Origin of the sequence: Geodermatophilus sp. Leaf369 (assembly GCF_001424455.1) — a bacterium.
In the GTDB taxonomy this organism is placed as follows: domain Bacteria; phylum Actinomycetota; class Actinomycetes; order Mycobacteriales; family Geodermatophilaceae; genus Klenkia.
This window is the reverse complement of sequence record NZ_LMQA01000001.1, coordinates 272,027-284,516: the sequence shown is the minus strand read 5'-3', so window position 1 is coordinate 284,516 and position 12,490 is coordinate 272,027. Positions and strand designations below refer to the sequence as shown.

Genomic DNA, 12,490 nt, shown 5'->3' with positions numbered 1-12,490 from the left:
CACCACACCACCCCCTGCGAGGACGAGGACACATGAAGCTCTCCGTGATCGGTTGCGGTTACCTGGGCGCGGTGCACGCGGCGTCCATGGCCGAGTTGGGCCACGACGTGGTCGGCATCGAGGTCGACGTGCCCAAGGCGCAGCTGTTGGCCGCCGGGAAGGCCCCGTTCCACGAGCCCGGGTTCGAGGAGCTGCTGGGCCGGTCGTTGGCCTCGGGCCGGCTCCGGTTCTCCTCCGACATGGCCGACGCGGCGGGGTCGGCCGTGCACTTCGTGTGCGTGGGGACCCCGCAGAAGCGCGGGGAGTACGCCGCGGACCTGCGCTACGTGGAGGCCGCGACCGAGGCGTTGCTGGCGGTGCTGGAGCCCGGGGACCTGGTGGTGGGCAAGTCCACCGTCCCGGTGGGGACGGCGGCGCGGCTGGCCGAGCTGGTCGAGGGCAAGGTGCCCGGGGCGACGCTGGTGTGGAACCCGGAGTTCCTGCGCGAGGGGTTCGCCGTGCAGGACACCCTGCACCCGGACCGGCTGGTCTACGGCGTGCCGGCCGGTGCCGACGGCGAGCGGGCCCGGGCGGTGCTCGACGAGGTGTACGCCACGATCGTGGCCGCCGGGACACCGCAGGTGGTCACCGACTACGCCACCGCGGAGATGGTGAAGACCGCGGCGAACTCGTTCCTGGCCACGAAGATCTCCTTCATCAACGCGATGGCCGAGCTGTGCGAGGCGACCGGCGCGGACGTGAAGCAGCTGGCCGACGCGATCGGCTACGACGACCGGATCGGCCGCAAGTTCCTCAACGCCGGGCTGGGCTTCGGCGGCGGGTGTCTGCCCAAGGACATCCGGGCGTTCATGGCCCGGGCCGGGGAGCTGGGTGCTGACCAGGCGCTGACGTTCCTGCGCGAGGTGGACAACATCAACATGCGCCGCCGGATCCGGATGGTGGACCTGGCGCGGGAGGTGTGCGACGGGTCGCTGGTCGGCAAGCGCATCGCCGTCCTCGGGGCCGCGTTCAAGCCCGACTCCGACGACATCCGGGACTCACCCGCGCTCAACGTGGCCGCCCAGCTGCAGCTGCAGGGGGCCTCGGTGCGGGTGACCGACCCGGCCGCGGGGGACAACATCCGCCGGTCGTGGCCGCAGCTGGACGTGGTGGACACCGCCGAGGAGGCCGCCGAGCGCGCCGACGCGGTGCTGCTGCTGACCGAGTGGAAGCAGTTCCGCGAGCTCGACCCGGTCGCGTTCGGCACGGTGGTGGCGAAGAAGCGGGTGCTGGACGGCCGGCAGGCCCTGGACCGCGACGCCTGGGAGGCCGCGGGCTGGGCCTACCGCGCCCTCGGCCGCCGGGCCGGCTGACCGCCGCCGTGCCCGGACCGCGGCCGAGCAGCCCGGGCGCCGTGGTGCTCTGGGCCGCCCGGCGGGCGGCCGGGCACGACGCGCCGCCACCGGCCTGGCGGGGGGACGACGGGGCGCTGCGCGCCGCGGTCGCCCACCACCGGGCCTGGCTGCTGCTCGCCGCGCACGGCCCCGACGTGCCCGGTGTGCCGGGGGCGCTGCTCGCCGAGGCCCGGGCGCGCCGGGACCGGGCGCGCCGGGCGCAGCTGCAGACCGACGCCGACCTCACCGTCGCCGGCGCCGCCCTTGACGCGGCCGGCGTCCGGTGGGCCTGCCTGAAGGGCCCGGTGCTGACCGCGGTGCACGCCCGGGCCGGCGCCGACCGGGCCGCCCTGGACCTGGACCTGCTCGTCGCCCCCGACCGGCTCGCCGCCGCGCTCGACGCCCTCGAGGGCGCCGGCGGTGCACTGCTGACCCGCAACTTCGCTCTGCTGCGCCGCGAGCTGCCCGGCGAGGTCGCCGTCCGCGGCCGGTTCGGCACCGTGCTGGACCTGCACTGGACGCTGGTCAACCGGGCCGGCCGACGACGCCGCACCACCGTGTCCACCGCGGACCTGCTCGACCGGGCTTCGCCGGTGCAGCTCGCCGGGCGTCCGGTGCCCGCGCTGCAGCCCGACGACGCCCTCGTGCACGTCTGCCTCCACGCCGCGCTGGCCGGGGCGACCCGGGTGTCCTGGCTGCTGGACGTGACGCTGTCGGTGCAGGACCGCCCGGTCGACTGGTCCCGGGTGGTCGGCACCGCCCGGGCCTGGGGGGTGCCCGCCCCGGTCGGCCTGGTGCTCGCCCGCGCCGCGACCCTGCTGGCGGCCCCGGTGCCGCGGTCGGTGCTGCGCCGGCTCGCGGCCCCGGACTGGCGGTTGGCGGAGCGGTGGGCCGGGCCGCGCGTCCTGCACAGCACCGCCGACCTGGGCAGCTGGCCGGCCCGGCTGGCCGTCGGCTCGGCCGAGCACGCGACCGTCCCGGGACTGCTCACCGCCCGGGCCGCCCGGCTCGTCGCCGGCCGCCCGGCGGCGTTCGTGCAGGGGGCGTCGGCCCCGGGATCGGCCCTGCACCCGGCCGGGGACCACGCCGACCTCACCGCCTTCCTGCAGACCGTCGCGCAGGAGGCGGCGTGACCCCCCGCTGGCTGCGCCTGCACCTGGCCGGCGAGCGCCTGCTGGAGGGCGCGGTGCACCGGGCCCGAGGCGCCTGGGACGGCCTGTGGCTGGGCCTGCTGACCCCCGACCAGCTCGCCCTGCTGGACCGGCACTTCTACGACGGCGAGCCGGTCTACCGCTCCGAGGCGCACAACCGGCAGGGCCTCTTCGACTGGGAGACCCACGTGGTGGACACCCACCTGTGGGCCGGCTGCCGGGTCGTCGTCACCGGGGCCGGCGGGGGCCGCGAGGTGCTGGCGCTGCTGGCCCGCGGGCACGACGTCGCCGGCTTCGAGCCCAACCCCACGCTGGCGGCCCTGGGCGCCACGCTGACCGCGGCCGACGGGCACGGTGCCCGGGTGGCGGTCAGTGCCCGGGACGGGTTCCCGGTGGGTCCGGGCAGCACCGACGCCGTCGTCCTGGGCTGGGGCTCCTACATGCTCGTGCCCACCCGCTCGGCCCGGGTCGCCCTGCTGCGCGCCGCGGCGGCGGCGGCCGGCGGCGGTCCGGTGCTGCTGTCCTACTTCCGGCTGCCGGCCGACCGACGCCAGTTCCGCACCGCGCTGCGGGTCGCCCGCCCGCTGCGGCGCTGGCGCGGGGCCGAGCCACCGTTGCTCGGGGACGCACTGGCCCCCAACGCGGTGCACCACTTCACCGGCGCGCAGATCGCCGAGGAGGCCGCCGCGGCCGGGCTGGTCGTGGCCGAGCGGGGCGACGGGGAGTACGGCTGGGCCGTCGTGCGGGCACCGGCCCGCACCCAGGAGACAGGGGAGGGACCACCATGAGCGAGGAACCGACGATCAGGCTGCGGCCGGGGGCGGTGTCCTGGCGCGAGGCCGAAGGCGAGGTGATCGCCCTGGACCTGGGCACCTCGGACTACCTGGGGGTCAACGCCACCGGTGCGGCGCTGTGGACCCGGATCGCCGAGGGCAGCACCGAGGCCGAGCTCGTGGGCGTGCTGCAGGCGCAGTTCGACGTGTCGGCCGACCGGGCCGCCGCCGACGTGGCCGCCTTCGTCGGGGACCTCCGCACCCGGGGACTGCTCGAGACGTGATCCCCCGTCCTGCGCCGTCCCGGTTGCACGACCCGGCCCGGTGGGGGGCCTACCGGCGGGAGCCGCTGACCGGGCGGCTCGCGCCGGCCACCCTGCGCGCGGCCTGGTGGGCCCGGACGGCGGTGCGCCGGGCCCGCCGGGCGCTGGCCGCCGACGGTGTGGACGCTGTGGTGGCCCCACCGCCGGCGCTGCCGGCGGGCGCCCGCCGCGGGGTCGAGGCCGTGCTGCGCCGCACCGCGCCGACCTGCCTGGAACGCAGCCTGGTGCTCCAGGCCTGGCTGGCCGCCCACGGGGTGCCCTGCGAGGTGGTCGTCGGCGTCGCGGGCTCGACCGGCGGGGACGGCGGGGTGCGGGCGCACGCCTGGCTCGACGTCGAGGCGCACGACCCGGTGGCCCGCGGCTACCGGGAGATCCACCGGCTGCCGCCGCGGTGACGCCGTCGACCGCCTGGCAGCTCGACCCGCTCGAGCTCGCCGCGGGGTTCCCCCTGGGCCTGGGTCCCGGACCCGCGCTGGCCCGTGCGCTGCCGGGCACCCCGACCGCGCGCGGCGCCTTCGAGGCCGTGCTGCGCCAGGCGCTGCGCCGTCCGCCGTGCGTGGTCAGCTTCTCCGGCGGCCGGGACTCCTCCGCCGTGCTCGCGGTGGCCGCCCTCGTCGCGCGCCGGGAGGGGCTGCCGCCCCCGGTCGCGGTCACCCTGCGCTTCGCCGGGGTGCCCGCCGCGGAGGAGTCGGCGTGGCAGGAGCAGGTGGTCGCCCACGTCGGGGTGGCCGACTGGGAGGTCGTCGAGGTCACCGGCCAGCTGGACCTGGTCGGTCCCGTGGCCGCCCGCGAGACCGGCCGGCACGGGGTCCTGTGGCCGGCGAACACGCTCTTCCACGCCCCCGTGGCGGAGCGGGCGGCCGGCGGCACGCTGGTCACCGGGTTCGGCGGGGACGAGGTGATGAGCCCCGGGTGGGCGTGGGACCGGGTCGGCCGGCTGCGCGACCGCACGAGCCGGCCGGTGCCGGCCGACCTCGTAGAGCTGGCCGGGGCGGTGGCACGTGGACCGGTGCGCCGGTGGGTGCTGGACCGCCGTCCCGAGCCCAGCGCGCCCAGCCCCTGGCTGCACCCGGGCGTGGACGCCGAGGTGCGGGACCGCTGGCGGGCCCTGCGGGCGGCGGAGCCGGTGCGGCACGACCGGGCCCTGCTCGGGCACTGGTGGACCTCGCGCTACCTGCAGGTCACCCGGCAGAGCCTGCGGCTGCTGGCCGCCGGGCACGGCGCCGCCGTGGCCCACCCGTTCACCGAGCCGGCCTTCCTGGCCGCGCTGGCCCGGGAACGGGGGCACTCCGGCCCACGGCACCGGACCCGGGAGATGGTCCGGCTGTTCGCCGACGTGCTGCCGCAGGCCACGGTGTCCCGGGTGGGCAAGGCGACGTTCAACGGCGCGTTCTGGGGCCCGCACACCCGGGCGTTCGTCGCCGACTGGGACGGGTCGGGGGTCGACCCCGCGCTGGTCGACGTGGCCGCGCTGCGCCGGGAGTGGGCCGTGGCCGACCCGGACGCCCGCACCCACCCGCTGCTGCAGGCCGCCTGGGCTGCCCGGGTCTAGCGCCGGGCGAGCTCGAGGAGCAGCTGCTCGGTGGCCGCCGCCATCAGCGACCAGTCCCGGGGCCGGGTCCACTGCAGCACCGGGACGCCGGCCAGGTCGAAGAACTGCGCCGGGTCCGGCGGGGGACGGCGCAGCGCCGCCGCCTGCACCAGCAACGGCACCCGCGCCGCCGGCGGCACCGGGCGCAGCTCGGGCGGACCCCAGGCCGGCACCAGCCACCCGGCCAGCGGGGTCGGCCCGGCCGGGGGCACCGGCACCCGCCACCGCTCACGGCGACCGACCACGCCCATCGGGGTGCCCAGCCCGAGGTGCTCGGCGGCGCCGCGGCGCAGGTCGACCAGGCCCGGACCGGGCAGCACCTGGCGGTCGACGACCACCGCGACGTCGTCGGTGACCACGGGGTGGCCCAGCACGTGCGCCTGGGCGACCAGCGAGCTCTTCCCGGCGTCCCGGGCCCCCAGCACGCCCCACGCCCGGCCGGCGACGGACACCGCGCCGGCGTGGAAGACGTCGTGGCCCAGCCAGTGCGCGGCGATCGCGGACACCAGGGAGAGGTGCGGGTGCACCAGGTGGTCGTGCGGCAGGGGCTCGACGGTGGTGAAGTGCGCCGTCCGGGTGGCCCGGTCCAGGTGCAGGTCACCCGCACCGTGGACCATCGCGAACGCGGCCCGGTCCCCGTCCAGCAGGTCCGCGGTCAGGGTCGAGGGCCCCCGGGCCTGGCCGACCCGCAGCACCGGGGCACCGGCCGGCACGGGGCGCAGCAGGTGCCGGGCACCGGTCAGGTCGGGCAGGGCGAGCCCGTAGCACCCGAGGGGCGGCGTCACCTAGGTGAAGCCGCCCGGTGACCGGCCCGGGGCCGCCCACCTACGTTGAGTGCTCCACCGACTCCAGGGAGCAACCGTGTTCGAGTACGAGTCACCGACCGTCACGACCATCGGGTCGCTGCACGACATGACCCTCCAGTACAAGACGTTCGGCGCCGCCGACGGCGTCATCCTGGTCATCCCCGGCACCCCCAACGGCCCCGGCGGGGACTCCGACGAGTTCGGCAACGTCCTCAGCTGACGCGCTCACCGCGGCACCAGGCCCAGGTCCAGGGCGCGCTGCACGGCCTGGGCGTGGCTGCGCACCCCGAGCTTGACGAAGATCCGCGACCGGTGGCTGTCCACGGTGCGGGCCGAGAGCCCCAGCGCCCGGGCGATGGACTTCACCGGGTCACCGGCCAGCATCGCCACCAGCACCTCCTGCTCCTTGGGCGTCAGCGCCGGCGGGCGGGGGGCGCGGGCCTCCCGCCACTGCTGCAGCACCAGCGCGGCGACGGTGGGGTGCAGGGTCGCGCGCCCGGACACCGTCTCCCGGACGGCGGTCGCCACGTCCTCGGCGGTGCACTCCTCCAGCAGCAGCACGCCCGACGCCCCGGCCAGCAGCAGCTCCGGGACGGCGCCGGCGCTCGCCCGCGGGCACACCACCAGCACCCGGGTGGCCGCCCCCAGCACCGCGGGCAGCAGCCCGGCCAGCGGGACGTCGTCCACCACCACGTCGCTGACCAGCAGCCCGGCCCCCTCCCCGCACGCCCGGACGACGTCCTCGGCGGTCGTGGGGGTGCGCACCGGGCCCACCCCGGCGTGGGTCAGCACGTCGCGCAGCACGGACCGCACCAGGGGCGAGGCCCCGGCGACCACCGCCGCCACCGCGCCCCTCACCGGTCGTCGTCCGGGGCGGTCCGGGGCACCGGGACGCGGGTGAGCGGCACCCCGGCCGAGCGGAGCTCGTGGGCCAGCCGCACCGCCTCGACCTGCGTGGACACCCCGAGCTTGGCCATCGCCCGCTGCCTCGCCGCCTGCACCGCGCGGGGGCTGATGCCCAGGTCGGTGGCGGTCCGCGCGGCCGGTACGCCCGCCGCGACGGCGCTCAGCACGGCGTCCTCGCGGGGGGACAGCGACGGACGGCCGACCCCGGCCGGCGCCGGGGGGCCGCAGGCGGCCTCGCGCACCCGCGCGGCCAGCCCGGTCAGGTCGGCCACGTCGAGGTCCTCGACGGCCACGCTGCGGGTCCCGGGGTGCCCCGACGGGCTCAGCCAGACCGTCCTGTCGAGGTCGGCCGGTGCGACCTCCGGCCAGCCGGCGTACGAGCCCACCAGGCGCAGCTCCGGCACCCGCCCCAGCGCTGCGGTGAGGGCGGCGCGGACCAGCGGGCGCGGGTCGACGACGCCCACCGCTGCAGGACCGGGCGGACCCGACGAGCCGGACATGCGGGCGAGGCTAGTCCGATGAGACCACTCAGTGCAGCTGATCGAGTGCAGAGAGTGATCAGACGCCGACGGAGCCTGCCGGTGGCCACCGCCGTCGCCACGGTCTGGCAGGCCGACCGCCGGGGCACCCTCGTCGCCGGAGCGCTCGCCCTGGGCGGCGCGCTGTGCGGTCTCGGGCTGGTCGCAGCGAGCCACCTCGCGCTCCGGACGGTGCTGGACACCGGTGACGGGTCCGGTCTCGTCCTCCCGCTGCTGCTCATCGCCGTCCTCACCGCCGCGTCCGGCTCCATCGGGGTGCTCACCGGGCTGCACCAGCGGGTGCTGGGCGAGCGGGTGGCCCAGGCGGTCTGGCGGTCGCTGCTGGCCTCGTGCGCGTCGGTCGACCTGGTCACCTACGAGTCCACCGGCTTCCTGGACCGGCTGGAACGGGTGCGCGGCAACGCGGTGAGCCGGCCCGCCGGCGTGGTGACCGCTGTGTTCGGGCTGGCCGGCGGACTGCTCGGCGTCCTGGTGCTGGGCGGTGCGCTGCTCACCGTGGCGCCGGTGCTGGTCCCGGTGCTCGCCGTCGGTGCCGTCCCCGCGGTGCTGCTGTCCCGCCGGGCCAGCCGCGCGGAGTTCGCCCTGGCCCGGCGCTCCACCGCGTCGATGCAGCGCCGCGGCTACCTCAAGTCGCTGCTCAGCCACCGGGTGACCGCCGCCGAGCTGCGCGCCTTCGACGCCGCCCCCGGGCTGCTGGCCCGGCACGACGCGGAGGACGCCGCACACCTGGGCCGGCTGCAGGCCCACGTGGGCAGCCGGCGACGCACCGCGCTGGCCGGTCTGGTCACCGCGGCGGCGGCCCTCGGCGCGGCGATGGTCGTGGTGGTCTGGCTGGCCACCAGCGGGCGGATCGGGCTGCCGGACGCCGGGGCCGCCGCGGTCGCCGCCCGGCTGCTGGGCGGGCAGCTGGCCCGGGTCTTCCGCTCGCTGGGCTCGCTGGTCGAGGCCGGCCCGTTCCTGGCCGACCTGGACGCCTTCCTCGCCGACTTCCCGGCCCGGGACACCACCGGGGCGCGGCAGACCCTGCACACCGGGCTGGCCGTCCGGTCGGTCTCCTTCACCTACCCCGGGCAGACCCGGCCGGCCCTGGACGACGTCAGTCTCGACGTGCTGCCGGGCCGGGTGGTGGCCCTCGTGGGGGAGAACGGGTCGGGCAAGACGACCCTGGCCAAGGTGCTGGCCGGGCTCTACGCCCCGGCCTCCGGGGCGGTCTGCTGGGACGGGCGGGCGCTGGGTCGCGACGACCTCCGGGCCAGCACCAGCGTGCTGTTCCAGGACTTCCTGCGCTACCAGATGTCGGTCACCGACAACGTCGCCGTCTCGGGCGGGCCCGGGCGGACGACCGACCCCGACCGGGTCGCCGCGGTGCTGGACCGGGTCGGTGTCGGCGACGCGGTGCGCCGGCTGCCGCACGGGCAGGACACCGTGCTGGGCGTGGAGCTCGGTGAGGGCGGCGACCTGTCCGGGGGCCAGTGGCAGCGGGTCGCCCTGGCCCGGGCGCTCTACCGGGACAGCGACCTGGTGGTGCTCGACGAGCCCAGCGCCGCCCTGGACCCCCGGGCCGAGCACGAGCTGTTCCGCGACGTCCGGGCCGTGCTGGACGGCCGGGCCGCCGTGCTCGTCTCGCACCGCTGGTCCAGCGTGCGGCTCGCCGACGTGATCCACGTGCTGCACGAGGGCCGGGTGGTCGAACACGGCAGCCACGAGGAGCTGGTCGCCGCCGGCGGCCGGTACGCCGAGCTGTACGCCCTGCAGGCCGACGCCTTCGGCGGCTGACCCCCGGGCCTCAGCCGGAGAGCCGCCCGCAGTCGGCCGGGCCCAGCGCGACCGGCTGCCCGCCGGCCAGCTCGGCGAGCACGATCGACTGCACCAAGGGGTCGCGGGGCAGCTGGCCGTGCTCGACGGTCGAGTCCGCGCAGACCGACTGCACGGTCAGGTTGAGTGCGCCGTCGAGCTCGGCGGAGTCCGGCGGGGTGACGGTCTGGTCCACCGTCGTCCAGATCGACACCCAGGTCGGCCCGGCCGGCGTCTCGTCGTCGGCGTTCAGCTCCCGCAGCAGGTCGCTGTCGGTGGTCAGCTGCCGGCACCCCTCGGGGCACTGGTCGGGGGCGAGCTCGGACCCGAGGTCGGCCAACGTGGTGCCGTGGTGCGGGGAGCCCAGGGTGAGGATGCGGCGGGCCTGCTCGGCCCCGCCGTCGGCGGCCCACAGCCGGGCGATGACGCCCCCCGCGGAGTAGCCGACCACGTCCACGCTGCTGGCCCCGGTCCGCGCCAGCGCGTCGTCCACCGCGGTGCCGAGCACGGCGGCCGAGGCGTTCATGTCCCCGGTGCCCTCGTCGGGCACGTCGACGACGGTGGCATCCCGGCCGACGGCGTCCAGCCGGTCGGCCAGCGTCTGCAGGGAGCCCGTCGACCCGCCGTACCCGGGCACGAGCAGCACCGGGCCCAGCTCGGACTGGGACACCTCGGTCGCGTCGTCGGCGGTGAGCCGGGGGACCAGCAGCGCCGCGGTCAGCGCCAGGGCGGCGACCACGACGGCGGCCAGCAACCCGAGCACGAGCCGGCGACGGGCGGGGGAGAGGCTGGCGAACACCCCACCACTGTCCCCGGTTTCCCCGGGCCTGGTGGACTGTGCCCGTGCCGTCCTTCCTCAGCCGCGACGAGTACTTCGACGCGTGGTCCACCTGGCACGGCGGCACCGACCCGCGCGACAGCGGGATCGTCCGCGGCTGGCTGACCATCGCGTACACCCTGGCGCGGCCGCTGTCCGGGCTCTCCCCGCTGCTGGTCACCGCGCTGGGCCTGGTCGTGGCGCTGGCCTCGATCGGCCCCGCCGCGGCCGGCGGGCTGTGGCTGGTCCCCGCCGGGCTGCTGATCGGGCTGTCCGGGCTGCTGGACTCCCTGGACGGCGCGCTGGCCATCGCGGGCGGGCGGGCCAGCCGGCGGGGGTTCGTGCTGGACTCCGTCGTCGACCGGCTGACCGAGGTCGCCTACGCCCTCGCCTTCTGGGTCGCCGGGGCTCCCGGCTGGCTCGTGGTCGCCTTCGGCGCGCTCTGCTGGCTGCCGGACTACCTGCGCGCCCGGGCCGGGCAGGCCGGGGTCGACGAGACCGGCGCGGTGTCGGTGTGGGAACGGCCGACCCGGGTCGCGATGGCCGGGATGACGCTCGGCGGGGCCGGGGTCTCCTCGCTGGTCGGACTGGCCGAGCCGGTCGTGGTGGCCGGCGCCGCGGTGGGTGTGCTGCTCGGCGTCGTCGGCACCACGCAGCTGGGCCTGCAGCTGCGCAGGGCGCTGGACGGCCCCGGTCCCGTTACGCTCGGGTGAACCCCGGGGGGCTGCCGAGCAGCCGGCCACCGGGTCCGTGTGAGCCCGCACCCCCCTCTGGAGCCCCACCGTGTCCGTCGCCGTGACCGGTTCGATCGCCACCGACCACCTGATGACCTTCCCGGGCACCTTCACCGAGCAGTTCGTCGAGGGCCAGATGGAGAACGTCTCGCTGTCGTTCCTGGTCGACGACCTGGTGCAGCACCGCGGCGGCGCCGGGGCCAACATGGCCTACGGCATGGGCCTGCTCGGCCTGACCCCGGTGCTCGTCGGCGCGGTCGGCAACGACTTCGACGACTACGAGGCCTGGCTGAACCGGCACGGGGTGGACACCGCCTCGGTGCACTGGTCCGAGCTCAAGCACACCGCCCGGTTCACCTGCACGACCGACTCGGCGAACAACCAGATCGCGTCGTTCTACTCCGGCGCCATGGCCGAGGCCTCGATGATCGAGCTGGCCCCGGTGGAGAAGCGGGTCGGCACCCTGGACCTGGTCATCGTCGGCCCGAACGACCCCACCGCGATGGTGCAGCACACCCAGGAGTGCCGGGACCGCGGCTACGCGTTCATGGCCGACCCCTCCCAGCAGCTGGCCTGGGCCGACGGCGAGATGATCCGCACCCTGGTCGACGGCGCCGAGCTGCTGTTCACCAACGAGTACGAGGCCGCGCTGCTCAAGCAGAAGACCGGCTGGAGCCACGCCGAGGTGCTCGACCGGGTCGGCACCTGGGTGACCACCCGGGCCGCCAACGGCGTGCGGGTCGAGCGGGTGGGGGAGGAGACGATCGAGGTCATCGCCGTCCCCGAGACCCGCCCCGTGGAGCCCACCGGCGGCGGCGACGCGCTGCGCGCCGGCTTCGTCGCCGCCCGCCAGTGGGGCCTGTCGCTGGAGCGGGCCACCCAGGTCGGCTCGGCCGTGGCCACCGCCGCCGTCGAGGTCGTGGGCACCCAGGAGTACTCGCTGCCCCGGGAGTCGTTCCTGCAGCGCTTCGAGGCCGCCTTCGGTGCGGAGGCCGCCGCCGAGGTGGCCCCGCACCTGCCTCACTCCCCGCGCAACGCCTGACCGATCGAGGGGTCCTCGGACCACTGGCTGAAGGGGATCCGCTTGATCTCCTTCAGCTCCCCGATCGTCGCCCACTCGTTGCCGCCCAGGCGGGCCAGCGGGTTCAGCTCCTCGATCCGCGGGCGGCCGTCGCGGACGACGGTCTCCCACGCCGTGGCGTGCACGACCCGACCGAAGACGACGGTGCTGTCGCCCAGCCGGATCGTCGAGTGCAGCACGCACTCCAGGCTCACCGGGGACTCCGCGACCCGCTTGGCGGCCACCACCGAGCTGTCCTCCAGCGTGACACCGGTCTGCTCGGCCTCGTCGTGGTCGGGCGGGAAGTCGGTCCCGGTGGCGTTGACCTGCTCGAACAGCGCCTCCGGCGTCAGGTTGACGGTGAAGTCACCGGTCGCCTCGACGTTGTTCAGGGAGTCCTTGCGGCCCACGGACGTGAACTGCACGATCGGCGGGTCCACGCAGGCCACCGTGTAGAAGCTGTGCGGGGCCAGGTTGTGGCCCCCCTCGGCGTCGCGGCTGCAGACCCAGGCGATCGGGCGGGGGACGACGACGGAGTTCAGCACCCGGTAGAAGGCCCCGGTGCCCATCTCGGCCGGGTCGAAGTGCGTGCGGGCGTGGTCGGGAGAGGTCACGCCGTCCAG

Annotated in this window: 15 protein-coding genes; 10 read left to right on the top strand and 5 right to left on the bottom strand. The window is 76.7% G+C overall.

Annotated features, from left to right (window positions below; all coding sequences use genetic code 11):
* Positions 1-32 precede the first annotated feature (32 nt).
* From ASG36_RS01370 to ASG36_RS01345, 6 genes are read left to right on the top strand one after another with little or no spacing between them, the layout of a single operon-like run.
* Positions 33-1,352, top strand: a complete 1,320-nt coding sequence (locus tag ASG36_RS01370; protein ID WP_055758439.1) for a UDP-glucose/GDP-mannose dehydrogenase family protein — start codon at positions 33-35, stop codon at positions 1,350-1,352.
* 8 nt (positions 1,353-1,360) lie between these two features.
* The gene (locus ASG36_RS01365) at positions 1,361-2,506 is read left to right on the top strand and encodes a nucleotidyltransferase family protein (protein WP_162245164.1); all 1,146 of its coding nucleotides are present in this window, start codon (positions 1,361-1,363) and stop codon (positions 2,504-2,506) included.
* Positions 2,503-3,312 (top strand): hypothetical protein, encoded by an 810-nt coding sequence (locus ASG36_RS01360; RefSeq protein ID WP_055758433.1) that lies wholly within the window; start codon positions 2,503-2,505, stop codon positions 3,310-3,312. Before ASG36_RS01365 ends, ASG36_RS01360 begins: the two co-directional genes overlap by 4 nt.
* Complete coding sequence (locus ASG36_RS01355) at positions 3,309-3,581, top strand: PqqD family protein (RefSeq protein WP_055758430.1); 273 nt, start codon at positions 3,309-3,311, stop codon at positions 3,579-3,581. The genes ASG36_RS01360 and ASG36_RS01355 overlap by 4 nt, the downstream gene beginning before the upstream one ends.
* Entirely contained in the window at positions 3,578-4,015 is a 438-nt protein-coding gene (locus tag ASG36_RS01350; protein WP_082522703.1) for a lasso peptide biosynthesis B2 protein, read from the top strand. Before ASG36_RS01355 ends, ASG36_RS01350 begins: the two co-directional genes overlap by 4 nt.
* The gene (locus ASG36_RS01345; protein WP_055758425.1) at positions 4,012-5,172 is read left to right on the top strand and encodes an asparagine synthase-related protein; all 1,161 of its coding nucleotides are present in this window, start codon (positions 4,012-4,014) and stop codon (positions 5,170-5,172) included. Before ASG36_RS01350 ends, ASG36_RS01345 begins: the two co-directional genes overlap by 4 nt.
* Here the strand turns inward: ASG36_RS01345 and ASG36_RS01340 are convergent.
* Positions 5,169-5,996: a hypothetical protein gene (locus tag ASG36_RS01340; RefSeq protein ID WP_055758422.1), complete on the bottom strand. Its 828-nt coding sequence runs from the start codon at positions 5,994-5,996 to the stop codon at positions 5,169-5,171. The two genes, ASG36_RS01345 and ASG36_RS01340, sit on opposite strands and share 4 nt — an antisense overlap.
* A gap of 76 nt (positions 5,997-6,072) precedes the next feature.
* Here ASG36_RS01340 and ASG36_RS21695 point away from each other — a divergent pair, with 76 nt between their 5' ends.
* Positions 6,073-6,237 (top strand): hypothetical protein, encoded by a 165-nt coding sequence (locus ASG36_RS21695; protein WP_157498490.1) that lies wholly within the window; start codon positions 6,073-6,075, stop codon positions 6,235-6,237.
* 5 nt (positions 6,238-6,242) lie between these two features.
* Here the strand turns inward: ASG36_RS21695 and ASG36_RS01335 are convergent, their stop codons facing one another.
* Together ASG36_RS01335 and ASG36_RS01330 are read right to left on the bottom strand one after the other, a co-directional pair.
* The gene (locus ASG36_RS01335; protein ID WP_157498488.1) at positions 6,243-6,875 is read right to left on the bottom strand and encodes a response regulator transcription factor; all 633 of its coding nucleotides are present in this window, start codon (positions 6,873-6,875) and stop codon (positions 6,243-6,245) included.
* On the bottom strand, positions 6,872-7,423 hold the full coding sequence (locus ASG36_RS01330) for a response regulator transcription factor (protein ID WP_157498486.1): 552 nt from the start codon (positions 7,421-7,423) through the stop codon (positions 6,872-6,874). Before ASG36_RS01330 ends, ASG36_RS01335 begins: the two co-directional genes overlap by 4 nt.
* 81 nt (positions 7,424-7,504) lie before the next feature.
* Here ASG36_RS01330 and ASG36_RS01325 point away from each other — a divergent pair, with 81 nt between their 5' ends.
* Positions 7,505-9,238, top strand: a complete 1,734-nt coding sequence (locus ASG36_RS01325) for an ABC transporter ATP-binding protein (protein ID WP_235494472.1) — start codon at positions 7,505-7,507, stop codon at positions 9,236-9,238.
* Between the two features lie 10 nt (positions 9,239-9,248).
* Here the strand turns inward: ASG36_RS01325 and ASG36_RS01320 are convergent, their stop codons facing one another.
* A complete protein-coding gene (locus ASG36_RS01320; RefSeq protein WP_157498484.1) occupies positions 9,249-10,055 on the bottom strand; it encodes an alpha/beta fold hydrolase in 807 nt (268 codons plus the stop codon).
* 44 nt (positions 10,056-10,099) lie between these two features.
* Between ASG36_RS01320 and ASG36_RS01315 the strand changes: the two genes are divergently transcribed.
* Together ASG36_RS01315 and ASG36_RS01310 are read left to right on the top strand one after the other, a co-directional pair.
* Positions 10,100-10,786, top strand: a complete 687-nt coding sequence (locus ASG36_RS01315; protein ID WP_055758410.1) for a CDP-alcohol phosphatidyltransferase family protein — start codon at positions 10,100-10,102, stop codon at positions 10,784-10,786.
* An 82-nt stretch (positions 10,787-10,868) separates the two neighbouring features.
* A complete protein-coding gene (locus ASG36_RS01310) occupies positions 10,869-11,849 on the top strand; it encodes a carbohydrate kinase family protein (protein ID WP_235494471.1) in 981 nt (326 codons plus the stop codon).
* Here the strand turns inward: ASG36_RS01310 and ASG36_RS01305 are convergent.
* Positions 11,828-12,481, bottom strand: coding sequence for a flavin reductase family protein (locus ASG36_RS01305; RefSeq protein WP_200944303.1), 654 nt, complete (start codon positions 12,479-12,481; stop codon positions 11,828-11,830). The genes ASG36_RS01310 and ASG36_RS01305 overlap by 22 nt on opposite strands.
* Positions 12,482-12,490: the final 9 nt, after the last annotated feature.

Bases quoted from the DNA above. Each gene is read 5' to 3' on its own strand.
- ASG36_RS01370 (WP_055758439.1), top strand. From the start codon at position 33: ATGAAGCTCTCCGTGATCGGTTGCGGTTACCTGGGCGCGGTGCACGCG.
- ASG36_RS01330 (WP_157498486.1), bottom strand. From the start codon at position 7,423: ATGTCCGGCTCGTCGGGTCCGCCCGGTCCTGCAGCGGTGGGCGTCGTC.
- ASG36_RS01355 (WP_055758430.1), top strand. From the start codon at position 3,309: ATGAGCGAGGAACCGACGATCAGGCTGCGGCCGGGGGCGGTGTCCTGG.